Genomic DNA, 12,244 nt, shown 5'->3' with positions numbered 1-12,244 from the left:
TTCTCCGACGTTAATTCCCTTCCAAATGGTTACAAGTTTTCTTTGGCTTCCGTATGATCAGATACCCCAACGGTATGATTTGTATGTTTTCATTCCGGTTGGGGTATGAGGTCAAGGTCCCCATTTAATTTCTCGCTCCGGTTAAAATGGAGAGAACGTCCTCATCTTTAGAATTGCCCCGATATTATTAAGGAAAATAGCTTAGATCTTCTCTCAGCACCAAAGTTTCAGACTGTATAGATTTAATAATCTTATTATTTAACTTACTATCAATATTCCGGATTTCATGTAGAATATCTTCTGAAATGGCATAATCTTCCCAATTGGCAAATCCTAAAATAATAATGAGCTCATTCAGATTCCCTCCATCCGCAATTTTAAACGTATGTGCTGATTTTATTTTTTTTGATTCGTAAAAAGTCTGAAGTTTTTTTAATAAATCATATGTTTTATCTATATCATCAACCTGAAGCGTTAAAAGGCGGGATAATTTTAATTTATCGGAAAAGGATTTCCCGGTACTGAACTCACTGAGATGAGTTACTTTAAAAATTGTCTGTACATCTGCGTAAGGAAAAACATTGATCCTGTTATCTGCCATATCTTCGGAAGGCTTTACTGCTTTATCGAAATCGGCCCATTGCAGATTAAAAGTAGCATCAACAAACTGTCCGTACCTTTGTCCTGAGATAATAAACCAGCCATACCAACTCCAGGGATCTTTATTGTTTTTATGCCAGCCCAGATGCTGTTTATAGCCGTCTTCAAACTTTTTTAGTTGTCCGTCCTTGGGCTTCCATATGGCAAATTGGCCCATAGTATCTGACTGTCCGTTCGCAATATTGAAAATAAAAAAAATAAAGACGAAAATATACAACTTCATAGGTGTTTATTTTTAAGTGAATTTAATTATTTTTTAAAATTAATTAAAAAAAAGTATGAAAAATGGTTGGATAAGGGTTAGCGTTTATTTAATTTTTATTTGTATAAAATTATTCTTCGTTTTCATATTCAGTGCTCAATTTGATTTGTTTTTTTATTTGCCCTGACATGATAACCCCTATGATAAACCCGCTAATCAGTCCGCCGATATGGGCTGCATTATCAATGCCACCCGCAAGACCCATCAACAGATTGACTCCAACAAATACCAGAGTACTTATCAAAAACGCTTTTCCAAAATCTGGCGGAAATACTGTTAAAACCAGACAGGCTAAGAAAAACCCATATAATCCGAATATGGCTCCGGACGCTCCCACACTTATCGTAGCATCATACCATAAGATACTTGTAAAACTTGCTAAAATTCCTGTAGTTAAATAGATGAGTGCATATTTAACCTTTCCTAAAAGGGGCTCAAGAAAAATTCCAACAAATAAAAGACCATACATATTGGCTACAATGTGCATAAACCCGCCATGAAGAAATGTGCTGGTCAATAGACGCCACCATTGTCCATTTGTTGTTAATGGTTTAAAATTAGCTCCCCAGTTCAACAGGTTTTGTCCTTTAAATGATAGCAACCCTAATCCAGAGAAAACCATTATAATATAAATTAACAGATTTAAATTGATAATAATAGGGGTTATATAAAAGCCTTCTTTCGGGATGAATAAATCCAGTATTTCTTTTACATCAGTATTTTTTGTCGTTTCTCCTTTCTTGAATTTTTTCAACTTGTTTTCCTGAAATTTTGGAAATAATAAAAGGATGAAATAGACAAGAAGGCCCATTCCAAAGGTTCCCAAAATCCACGGAAGTTTTTTTCCGTTTCTTGCTTCGAAAGGCTCTGTTTTCGCCACAAAAACCAGATTCTCTTCTGTTGAATTTTGTTTTAGTTGCTTTAAAGCATTATTAAATTCATCATGATCCTCTGTATTTCCGATAACTTCCAAGTAAGTGAATTTCCTGAAATCAGTATTTTCAAATTCTTTTTGTGATTTTTCCGTAAATATTTTGTATTTCGCTTCCTTTTCCTGATCAGAAAGGCTGTTGCTAATCTGTTCATGGTACTTTTTCCCCAGCCAGAACTTATTATTATGGCTTCCCACCTGGGTATCGTTTTCCAAAATTGGGATGGCAACGTAAATAAGCATATTAAAATTCTGATTATTTTTTCCTGTTACCGTAGCCGTGTTTTGTACAACGATATGTTCTTTGTCTATATAATAATTTTTTATTGAATAATACTTTGTTTTATCGTGTTGTAAAATTTGCGAAATATTATCAAGTTGGGTTAATTTACCTGTGGCTGTAATTAAATACTCCTGCGCAATTATGGTTGGGATAGCGATAGCAATACAGGCTATAAGCTGATAAAAGAAAGAACCGTTATCATTTTTGAATTGTAATAATTTTATTCGGGGTCTCAGCCAGATAAAAACAGGTATCCAGGGTAATCCAAAGGGAAGCCAGAAGTTGAGTATTTCCTCTTTGAGCGGAATTCCTGCTTTTATAAATAATAGCCAATGTAAAAATGTATACGTTATAATAAACCCTGTTGCTATAATGACGAAAGGTTTGTAAATAAACTTCAGCTTATTTGTAAATCCAGCCATATTTAAGTGATTTGCTTTTACGGAGCATTTGTAATTTTTCCATCAGAAGTAGTAATATTGCTTTAGTAGTCTACATCTATTTTTTCCGGATCGGATATCATGAATAAAAATTATCAACTCTTCTTGGTAGGCTTGTTAGAATATTGCTTTTTATTTCATTAATTTTCTTCTGATAAGTCTATTTTTTGCTTTTCAGTTGAAATACATTCCCTTCCGGATCTGTTCCGTCACAAAGCCGGAAAGGGTAGTTTTCAAAAGTTTTGATTTCCCTCATCGCAACTTTTTTTGAGATCAGTTCATCCCTGGCAGACTCAATATCGGTATCAATGTCAAAAACGATTTTGATATTGTTGCTAAAGGTTTGATCCGCTTCTGTTTTCTCAATATACTGATCTCCGATTTTATGTAATCCCATATGAGCGCTTCCTGCATCAAGTAAAATCCAGACCGGATCTTCTTCTATTATTTTCAGGTTAAAGTTTTCCACATAGAAATTTCTCAGCAGCTGAAGGTCTTGTACAAACAGAATAATGGTGGCAAGCCTGGCATTCATGATCTTATCAAATTTAACTTAAACTTTCATAAATAAGCTGTACGACGCCTGATTTGAAAACATTGGTTTTAACCAACTTTAAATTGAGCCGTTCCTTTACATCTTCAAAAAGCGGCTTCCCTTTTCCCAAAGCAACCGGGTGAACAGATATTCTGTAGGTATCAATAAGATTCTCCTGAATGAATGTCTTGATAAGACTTGCTCCTCCATACAACCAGATATCTTTCCCGCCCTGTTTTTTTATCTCTGAAACTTTTTCCACAAGATCAGAATTGATAAAAACCGCATTTTCATCTTCTCTGTTCTGGCTGGAAAAAACAAATTTATTTTTTGAATGAACTGCTTCCCAAAGTTTTTGCTCCTCAGGACCTGCATTTTCTTCCGGCTGATAATTTCCCCATGCGTCATAGCTCACTCTTCCGTAAAAAATAGTGTCTATTCCTGCAAGAAATCCATCAAAATCCATATCATCATCCATGATACACCAATCGGTCTCTCCATTGGGGCCTTCAATAAAACCGTCTAAGGTAGTGGCAAGGTCTAAAATTATTTTTTTCATTTTAATAGTAAGTGATTAGGTTTCTTTTCCGAGGGCCTAAATTACAAATAAGAGGAATAGAATAAAAACAGATATTCAGTTTATACATAAATTTTTAGAACAAAGGTTCACCATTCAAATCCGTCGTAAGCACTTCGCTCATGTAATCGAAAAAGGGTCGCATTGCCAACAAGGTAAGAACTGCTTCTTTCTGAAAGGTATCTGATAAAACCTCCTTATTGGTAAATTTCCGTATCACCAGCAATTGTTTTTTTCTGATCAGGTCTATAGCCGGATGGTTTTTATCAAAACCCCGCGGTGCTGTTTTTACAGCATCACCTTTAAGTTCTCCAAAATATTTGATGAAAGTTTTGTCGGAAGTAATTTTTTCAATTTCTGTACTGCTGATTTCAAATTCTTTGCGGATACGGAGCAAATCTTTGGCCTCCGGTCCCCAAAATCCACCTCCTACAAAACTGTTTCCCGGTTCCAGCTGAATATAATATCCGCCTCTCAACATAGGTTTTGATCGGGAATATCCCACTCCAAAATTAGTTTTATAGGGTGTTTTGTTTTTGGAAAAACGGACGTCATTGTAAATCCTGAAAATATGGATTCCTTTAAGCTGATCATGCTCCTGAAGTTCATGATAGATCTGAGTAAATAAAACTTTATTTTCCTTTACAATGGCATCATATTCGGATTTGTGCCTCACGAACCATTCCCGGTTGTTATTTTCTTTCAGATGGGTGAGAAATTCAAATGTTTTTTTCATATTCAGATCAGGACTTTCCTTCGTTGATATATTCTTTATAATCTTCTTCTAATTTGTCAATTTCTTTGATTAAAAAGTCATAAATATTCCCTTCAAATACTTCGTAATCTTCTTCGTCATATTTGTCGTACTCAATTTTGATGATGCCGTTGTCTGTATAGGCTCTGTACAGATTTCCGCTGCGTTTGAAAAATAGCTGGCCAAGAGGCTTTTCTTTAACAAGGTATGGTCAATTAAATTGAAGCTTGTTATCTTACAATTTTAATCTGTTGCAAAACCCCTTTCTCATCTTTAAAACTGAAAATATAAGTTCCCGGTTTTACTCTTGATAAATCTATATTTCTGTTATAATAGGCAAAGCCCCTGCTGACTACCTCTCCATCTAAAGAGTAAACGGTAAATTCAAATTGATTGCTGTTATTTTTATTGCTGATGATGAAACCGTCTCTGGATGCATTGGTATAGACTCTTGTTTTAGTTTCACGGTCTTCACCGGCTGCATTTGAAGAGAGTGCATCCTCAGAAATATCAGCTGCTTGTAAGCTTTTAATAGCTGATTTGGTTACAGATGTTGTACTTCCGCCGATGATGTATAATTTATTGTTGTATATTTCCGCTGCAGCATGTCTTCTTGGAATCATATTGGAAGATAGCTGATGGAATTTATTGGTTGCCGTATCAAAATAGGCCAGAAACGTCTGATTATTATAGCCTCCTGCAATAAAAATCTTATTACCGGATACGGCTAATGAATGTCCGGATATCCCGGCGGGCATCGTAAACTGATCGGTCCAACGATTTGTGTTAAGGTCGTAAACATTGATCAGCCGGGATGAGGTGCCGTTAAAACCACCAATGACATACAATTTATCATTCACAATTTTACCCTTTGTTTCCCTGGCTGTGGGCATATCCGGTAATGGATGCCACGTATTGGAAGCAATATCATAATATTGGAATCTGTTAGAAAATTTAGTGGTTGCAGCGCCATTGAGTCCGCTGCCGCCGAACACATATATTTTTCCATTATGGATGGCAGAACCTGCATTTCCTGTATAGGAACGGTTAACAGCCCCCTTCGTTACTTTCTGGGTTGCAAGGTCTACAATTTCAAGATGGCTGTTTCCCCAACCGTTAAATATATAAATTTTATTATCATACGTCTCCGAATTAGCAAATCTTTTGGGACTTAGAATAGAATTGAGAACACTCCATTTGTTATCAGTAATATTATATTTTTCAATATAGTTGGCATTGCCTCCGCTTTCCTGATATCCATTGCTCACATATATATTATCATCCACGATTACACTGGTTATGGCACCTCTGCCTACCGACATGTTAGCGAGACTTTTAAAATTAAGGGTTTGCGCATGAGCCAGCAGTGAACTCAAAAATGAAAGGAATAATAATTTTGTTTTCAATGGTAGGGACTTTAGTGTTTGGTTTTATCTTATTCTTTCAGTGATTCAGGTTTATTTTTAATACCGGACTTTAATTGAATATCATGGTTTAAAGATAGGAAAAAGTTGGAGAGGATTCTCTGCTTTTACCAGATGATAAAGTTTTTTTTCTAAAAACAAGACCGCTTCATTCATCCTCTGTATTTTACTAATATGCTAATTTTCTGGCTTTTGTTTATTGAATCATTTGTGGTGGTAGTTGGGTAAACAAGGGTAATTTTGCTATCCGAAGACTCCTGACTTTGGATTATTTATTAGCTCAAAGTCAGGAGACTTTACGCAGCAGGGAAATTGGGAGAATGGAGCTAACAATCAGTGATATCCTTTTATTTTCTGTAAAATAACAGCATCATTCTTATTGGTATTCTTTTCAATGAGGACATCTAAAATCTCTCCATATAATGCTCTTTGCTTTTCATTGGGAGCGTTCATAGGGTTGATTTGAACTAATTTTCCATTGGAGTATACAATAATAATGTTTGTTGACATCCCATCCATTGCGGGTTTTAAATCTTTATCATTAAAATCTTCTGATGTAAAGGAGTCTGATATTCTTTGAATTCTTTCAATATCATTTTTTGACAGCTTAATTTTAAAAGGTTGCAGTTCCGGCCTTTCATTGAGGTATTCCAGATGTTGTTTTTCTTCTTCTTCACTCCATTTTTCTCCATTTTCCTGTGATGGAGGCAGAGGTGGATTATAAGAAACAGGGCTGTAAAAAATCAAATACTCGTCAGTGAAATTTAAGATGGTTTCAGCAGGAAGATGAAACGTAGGATAGTATCCTATTTTTATCAGAACGGGTTTAGGTTTTTCAGTTGTGTTATCACTATTTTTCTTACTACAGGAAAATAAAAGTACAAGACAAAATAATAGCAATTTAAAGTTCTTCATAGATGAAAATATACAATGTTTTTACTTGGTATAATCCCCTGCAACAATAGATTTTTCCATGGAGCTTATAATCTCAGAAACGGGAATGGTAAATATTCCGGCATTTCCTTTATCAAACTCTTTTTTCCAGTAAGAATATCCATCGAGTTCAAGAGAATCCGGCTTTTTACTGGTTTCGTTTTTCAGGGTGGTGACACTTTTGTTCAAAGCTTCTTCTGATAGGGGAAGGTGGCTGAGGTTTTCTGCATACCCAGTAGGGCTGGCGGGGTTTTTCATTTTCAAACCGCTGACAGAAATATGAATCACTTTTCCGGTTTCAGGATATTCTTCAACCTTCAATATGGTAAGGGTAGAGCTTTTTTCGGTAGGACGGGTTTTGTAGTTCCATTGCTGGCCAACACTGTATTGGTCTTTTTTTGCACAACTGAAGGATAGCAAAAGGAGTACTGCTATGAAAGTATAGAGTTTCATGAAGGGTTGGTTATTAGTTTTGTTTTTTTATTTCTGAATCAGCTGCTCCAGCCTGGCCATCATTTCCTCTTTTTCTTTCAGCATTCTTTCGTACAGCGCAATTTTTTCTTCGTGTACCTTGATTAATTGATCTACAGGATTAAGTGTAGAATTATAGAAAATAGATGCCGGTTGCTGACAGTTATCGAAAGTATTAGATATAATATTGATAGCCTGTTCTTCATCAAAATTCTGGAAAGCTTCCACCGGAATTTTCAACACTTCGGAAATCTTTTTCAACAAAGGATCTTCAATAGTTTCTTTCTGCTCCAAAAGTGAAACTTTCTTCTGGTTCCAGTCTTCACCAAGATCAAAAGCTAAAGCTTCCTGCTTTATACCCAGCATTTCACGAAAACGCTTGATATTTCTCCCCTGATGTATTTTTTTGTTTTGCATATTTGTGTACGTTATAGAAACAAATATAAGTAAAAGTTGGGGGATAGGAAATGGGAGAGTGGGGGTATTTTAGATGGTGGGATATAAAGAATCCGAAGTGGGAACTTCGGATTTTGTTTTGTTCTAAAGTCGGAAGAATTTGCGGCGGGGTATTTGATATTGTTTTGAAGAATATTATTCTGAACTAGATAAATAAATAAGCTCCGAAGTTTAATGACTTCGGAGCTTGTTTTAAAGAGCTAGTCTAACTTTGAAGAGTTAGTAATTACTTAGGGTTTTGTATTTTATATCTACCAATTTTTTGTTTACTTATTTTAGTTTTTCTAGATAAAATTGTAGCAGTACTATTTGTTCTAATTTCTTTCAAAATTCCTAGTCTTCGTAAAGAAGTTACTTCTTTATCATATGTATCTCTATCTGTAGTATTCATAGCTTTATAAATATCAGAAGGACTTATTTCGGTTGATTTTATTCCTAAAATAATTATTCTTTTTTGTAAGGGGCTTATCTCATAATTCTTAAACATATTAAGGTATGCTTCTTCTGATGCACTAAAAATAGATTTATTATTTAAAATTATAGAAAATGAACTGTTTTGATTTAATAGTTCAGGCTTATCCATTTCTTGAGAATGCAGTAAGGTAAATATTCTCTTCATCCCTTCTCCTAATTCTCGTACAATTTTATTTTCGCGAAGAACTCTAGCTGTTAAAGTATTTCTTGACTCGTGATGTCCTTGAAGTTTTTTTAAATCTTCAATGTTTATTGTTGAAAGCAATAATCCCGGGCTCTTAATTTCTAATCTGTCATTAAAAATAAAAATATCAATTCCATTTTGAATTGTATAATCTCTATGAGTAATTGCATTTACTAAGGCTTCACGAACGGCTTCCTCAGGATAAATAAATTTTTGTTCAAATTTTGCTTCTGCTCCAAATTCTGTTTTGTAAGCAAGAAAAGGTCTCAATTTTTCCCAAGCAGTAGTTAACAAATAAAAAATATTTCCCGTAACAATCTCATCATTGACAACATTGTAGTCTTTTCCACTTTTTAAGTCATTACCTGCGATTTGTAAAATTCTTATTTGACATCTAGTGTGCCATTTTGTTATATCTTTTGCAAATAATAGCAGTGCTGCTCTACGTAGTTTTAATGAGCTAACTTCAAATTCTGCCAAACCTGTTTGTTGGAGATAATATTCAACGCTAAGACCAGCAATGTATGAATTAGAAATACTTTGAATAAGTGTTACATCGAGATCATTGACAGTTGCATCATAACAGAACTCCCTATCATAAGCTCTTGATTTTACCTCATTTCTTTCAAACTGAATTTTATTAAAACTAATAGGTATAGTTTCTTTATCTTTTCTACAAACACATCTTCCATCGGATAATTGAAAAATATCATCCATACCCTTTGATACAGAAAAAAATAATATAGTCTTTCCATGAATATTATCCAGCTTTACTTCATTTTCGATTGGTAATTTTGAATCTCTATGTATATAAGATTTGTAACCATTTAATAATGCACTTACTTCCTTTTCATTAAAAGGCAATCCAGTTACATAACCATTATCTTCTACACCAATTAATATAACGCCACCATCCGCATTTGCAAAAGCTACCAATGCTTCAGCAATATATTTATTTAGTTCTTTAATAGATCCTGCTACTTTATTACCATTTGGACCTTGATAGGCTGATTTAAATTCTCTAAAATGTGACTCTCCTAAGCTTAATATATTTTTAACTCTTTCTTTTAATGTTAAGATTTCCATTTAATTTAGTATGGTTATAGTGATTTTGCTAATTTATAAATTTACGAAACTTTACTATAAAACAAATGAAGAATTATACATTTATTTATAATAATCTGCTTCTTGAAAAAAGATTTGTTACTTTGCTAAGTTAAAATATAAAAAAAGTATTCCCTTACGGAAAACCATATTTCACAAAAAAACCGCCCTACAAAAGCAGAACGGTTTATATATTAATTTGTCTCAATGAAACGTTGTTACATCATTCCCGGCATTCCGCCACCCATTGGCATAGCTGGTTCGTCTTTTTTCGCTTCAGTGATAATGCATTCATCATTTTATCTCCAAATATTTCACTGTTGATCTATTATGAAAATAAACCTTATCTTCGAATGGTCTTTCCTTATATCATTAAGCAAGAATTGTTTTTGGAAGGGGAGGAATACTTATTGAGAGCTATTGTCTATAATTGGATATTTAAAATCATCTATTGTAAAAATTTCTTCTTCAAGTAAATCAGTTTCCAAAAGACCCCATCTATCTCGGTTTCCAAATCCAAAAAACCATTCTTCAGTCTCAATCATTTTAGCCTCTTTTTCGTAACTTGTTTTATCTTTTTTTGACTTCCAAAAAAAATTATAAGTTCCCATTATTTCGGTTTCCAATTGAATTTTTGCTGTATCAAAGTCAATTTGGCGTAAAATATTTTCAAATTCTAAAATAAATTCTGCCCAATAATACTCGATTTGTTTATATGTTGCTCCAAATGAAATGACAGGATCTTCGTAGTAAGTTTGATCTGAGATACCAAGCCCGAACATTTCAGTCCTAAGCATCCATTCATCATTTCCTAGATTTTGAATAATTTCTCTTACTTTGTCAAGATTATTTTCTATAACTATTCTTCCGTGTACAATTGATTGAAATCCCATATGCTTATTACAATGTTTCCTAATGTCCAAATTTACTCATTACACTCATATAAATTACCAATATTTGTTTTATTATTAACATTTGGGTAGACATATAAAAATTATAAATCTGAGGAGATATTATAAAAAAAAACCGTCCCACAAAAGCAGAACGGTTAGTATATTAATTTGTCTTAGCTTACGCTGTTACATCATTCCTGGCATTCCACCACCCATTGGCATAGTTGGTTCGTCTTTTTTCACTTCAGTGATAACACATTCAGTGGTTAAAAGCATTCCAGATACAGAAGCTGCATTTTCAAGGGCAACTCTTGTTACTTTAGTTGGGTCAATGATACCAGCTTCAAGCATGTGAACGTACTCGTCTGTTTTAGCGTTGTATCCGAAGTCTCCGTTTCCTTCTGCTACTTTAGCAACGATTACAGAACCTTCACCACCTGCGTTGGCAACGATTTGTCTTAATGGCTCTTCGATGGCTCTTTTCACGATTTTGATCCCTGTAGTTTCGTCAGCGTTAGCCCCTGAAAGCTCGTTTAATGAAGAGATGGCTCTTACTAAAGCAACACCACCACCTGCTACGATACCTTCTTCAACGGCAGCTCTTGTAGCGTGTAATGCATCATCAACTCTGTCTTTTTTCTCTTTCATTTCTACTTCAGAAGCAGCACCTACGTACAATACAGCAACACCACCCGCTAACTTAGCTAATCTTTCCTGAAGTTTCTCTCTGTCGTAATCAGAAGTTGTAGTTTCCATCTGGGCTTTGATCTGAGCTACTCTTCCTTTGATTTTCGCTTCATCACCACCACCGTTTACGATTGTTGTGTTGTCTTTGTCGATGGTTACTTTCTCAGCAGTTCCAAGCATATCCAAAGAGATGTTTTCCATAGTGAAACCTTGCTCTTCAGAGATCACCTGTCCACCTGTAAGGATTGCGATATCTTCTAACATTGCTTTTCTTCTGTCTCCAAATCCAGGAGCTTTCACAGCAGCAATTTTAAGAGAACCTCTAAGTTTGTTTACTACTAAAGTAGCTAAAGCTTCCCCTTCAACTTCTTCAGAGATGATTAATAAAGACTTACCACCTTGTGCAATTGGCTCAAGAACCGGTAACAATTCTTTCATTGAAGAGATTTTCTTCTCTACTAAAAGGATATATGGGTTTTCAAGCTCAGCTAACATTTTTTCAGGGTTTGTCACGAAGTAAGGTGACTGGTATCCTCTGTCGAACTGCATACCTTCTACAACATCTACTGTTGTATCAGTACCTTTAGCTTCTTCTACAGTGATTACTCCTTCTTTACCAACTTTTCCGAAAGCCTCAGCGATTAAAGAACCGATCGTATCGTCATTATTAGCAGAGATAGAAGCAACCTGCTTGATTTTTTCTGAAGAATCCCCAACCTCCTGAGACTGGGATTTAAGGTTTTCCACAACAGCAGTTACCGCTTTGTCGATCCCTCTTTTAAGATCCATCGGGTTAGCACCTGCTGCTACGTTTTTAAGACCTTCTCTTACGATAGCCTGTGCCAATACAGTAGCGGTAGTAGTACCGTCTCCTGCGATATCGTTGGTTTTGGAAGCTACTTCTTTTACCATCTGAGCTCCCATGTTTTCTACCTTATCTTCAAGTTCGATTTCTTTAGCTACAGAAACACCATCCTTAGTTACGTGCGGAGCACCGAAAGATTTTTCGATTACCACATTTCTTCCCTTAGGACCTAAAGTTACTTTTACTGCATTAGCCAATGCATCTACACCTCTTTTTAGAGCGTCTCTTGATTCAATATCGAATTTTATTTCTTTTGCCATAATTTTTTAAGCTTTTGGCGACTTGCTGTTAGCTTTTGGCTTTTACAAGTC

At 34.9% G+C, this 12,244-nt stretch carries 12 protein-coding genes; all 12 read right to left on the bottom strand.

Going from position 1 to position 12,244, the window contains the following annotated elements; all coding sequences use genetic code 11:
• Positions 1 to 187: 187 nt before the first annotated feature.
• Positions 188 to 883: a hypothetical protein gene (locus OK18_RS04680; RefSeq protein ID WP_053327265.1), complete on the bottom strand. Its 696-nt coding sequence runs from the start codon at positions 881 to 883 to the stop codon at positions 188 to 190.
• Between the two features lie 109 nt (positions 884 to 992).
• A complete protein-coding gene (locus tag OK18_RS04675) occupies positions 993 to 2,558 on the bottom strand; it encodes a rhomboid family intramembrane serine protease (protein WP_053327264.1) in 1,566 nt (521 codons plus the stop codon).
• A 178-nt stretch (positions 2,559 to 2,736) separates the two neighbouring features.
• Entirely contained in the window at positions 2,737 to 3,111 is a 375-nt protein-coding gene (locus tag OK18_RS04670; RefSeq protein WP_053327263.1) for a VOC family protein, read from the bottom strand.
• 13 nt (positions 3,112 to 3,124) lie between these two features.
• Positions 3,125 to 3,670 (bottom strand): dihydrofolate reductase family protein, encoded by a 546-nt coding sequence (locus OK18_RS04665; protein ID WP_053327262.1) that lies wholly within the window; start codon positions 3,668 to 3,670, stop codon positions 3,125 to 3,127.
• Between the two features lie 94 nt (positions 3,671 to 3,764).
• Positions 3,765 to 4,424 (bottom strand): DUF2461 domain-containing protein, encoded by a 660-nt coding sequence (locus OK18_RS04660; RefSeq protein WP_053327261.1) that lies wholly within the window; start codon positions 4,422 to 4,424, stop codon positions 3,765 to 3,767.
• A 248-nt stretch (positions 4,425 to 4,672) separates the two neighbouring features.
• Entirely contained in the window at positions 4,673 to 5,848 is a 1,176-nt protein-coding gene (locus OK18_RS04655) for a T9SS C-terminal target domain-containing protein (RefSeq protein ID WP_156173223.1), read from the bottom strand.
• 351 nt (positions 5,849 to 6,199) lie between these two features.
• A complete protein-coding gene (locus OK18_RS04650) occupies positions 6,200 to 6,781 on the bottom strand; it encodes a hypothetical protein (RefSeq protein ID WP_050022214.1) in 582 nt (193 codons plus the stop codon).
• A 21-nt stretch (positions 6,782 to 6,802) separates the two neighbouring features.
• Positions 6,803 to 7,252 carry a hypothetical protein gene (locus OK18_RS04645; protein WP_053327259.1) on the bottom strand — a complete coding sequence of 150 codons (450 nt, stop codon included), beginning with the start codon at positions 7,250 to 7,252 and terminating at the stop codon, positions 6,803 to 6,805.
• A 27-nt stretch (positions 7,253 to 7,279) separates the two neighbouring features.
• A complete protein-coding gene (locus OK18_RS04640; RefSeq protein ID WP_053327258.1) occupies positions 7,280 to 7,687 on the bottom strand; it encodes a helix-turn-helix transcriptional regulator in 408 nt (135 codons plus the stop codon).
• A 265-nt stretch (positions 7,688 to 7,952) separates the two neighbouring features.
• Complete coding sequence (locus OK18_RS04635; protein WP_053327257.1) at positions 7,953 to 9,470, bottom strand: ATP-binding protein; 1,518 nt, start codon at positions 9,468 to 9,470, stop codon at positions 7,953 to 7,955.
• A 425-nt stretch (positions 9,471 to 9,895) separates the two neighbouring features.
• Positions 9,896 to 10,381: a hypothetical protein gene (locus OK18_RS04630; RefSeq protein WP_050022206.1), complete on the bottom strand. Its 486-nt coding sequence runs from the start codon at positions 10,379 to 10,381 to the stop codon at positions 9,896 to 9,898.
• Positions 10,382 to 10,567: 186 nt separating this feature from the next.
• A complete protein-coding gene (gene groL, locus OK18_RS04625) occupies positions 10,568 to 12,193 on the bottom strand; it encodes a chaperonin GroEL (RefSeq protein ID WP_053327256.1) in 1,626 nt (541 codons plus the stop codon).
• Positions 12,194 to 12,244: the final 51 nt, after the last annotated feature.

This window comes from Chryseobacterium gallinarum (assembly GCF_001021975.1).
Classification (GTDB): domain Bacteria; phylum Bacteroidota; class Bacteroidia; order Flavobacteriales; family Weeksellaceae; genus Chryseobacterium; species Chryseobacterium gallinarum.
The sequence above is the reverse complement of the archived record's forward strand: the minus strand, read 5'-3'. Positions and strand labels throughout refer to the sequence as shown.

What these genes read in the sequence shown, in the direction of transcription:
- OK18_RS04680 (WP_053327265.1), bottom strand. Translation starts at nt 883, where the DNA reads ATGAAGTTGTATATTTTCGTCTTTATTTTTTTTATTTTCAATATTGCG.
- OK18_RS04675 (WP_053327264.1), bottom strand. Translation starts at nt 2,558, where the DNA reads ATGGCTGGATTTACAAATAAGCTGAAGTTTATTTACAAACCTTTCGTC.
- OK18_RS04670 (WP_053327263.1), bottom strand. Translation starts at nt 3,111, where the DNA reads ATGAATGCCAGGCTTGCCACCATTATTCTGTTTGTACAAGACCTTCAG.
- OK18_RS04665 (WP_053327262.1), bottom strand. Translation starts at nt 3,670, where the DNA reads ATGAAAAAAATAATTTTAGACCTTGCCACTACCTTAGACGGTTTTATT.
- OK18_RS04660 (WP_053327261.1), bottom strand. Translation starts at nt 4,424, where the DNA reads ATGAAAAAAACATTTGAATTTCTCACCCATCTGAAAGAAAATAACAAC.
- OK18_RS04650 (WP_050022214.1), bottom strand. Translation starts at nt 6,781, where the DNA reads ATGAAGAACTTTAAATTGCTATTATTTTGTCTTGTACTTTTATTTTCC.
- OK18_RS04645 (WP_053327259.1), bottom strand. Translation starts at nt 7,252, where the DNA reads ATGAAACTCTATACTTTCATAGCAGTACTCCTTTTGCTATCCTTCAGT.
- OK18_RS04640 (WP_053327258.1), bottom strand. Translation starts at nt 7,687, where the DNA reads ATGCAAAACAAAAAAATACATCAGGGGAGAAATATCAAGCGTTTTCGT.
- OK18_RS04635 (WP_053327257.1), bottom strand. Translation starts at nt 9,470, where the DNA reads ATGGAAATCTTAACATTAAAAGAAAGAGTTAAAAATATATTAAGCTTA.
- OK18_RS04630 (WP_050022206.1), bottom strand. Translation starts at nt 10,381, where the DNA reads ATGGGATTTCAATCAATTGTACACGGAAGAATAGTTATAGAAAATAAT.
- groL (WP_053327256.1), bottom strand. Translation starts at nt 12,193, where the DNA reads ATGGCAAAAGAAATAAAATTCGATATTGAATCAAGAGACGCTCTAAAA.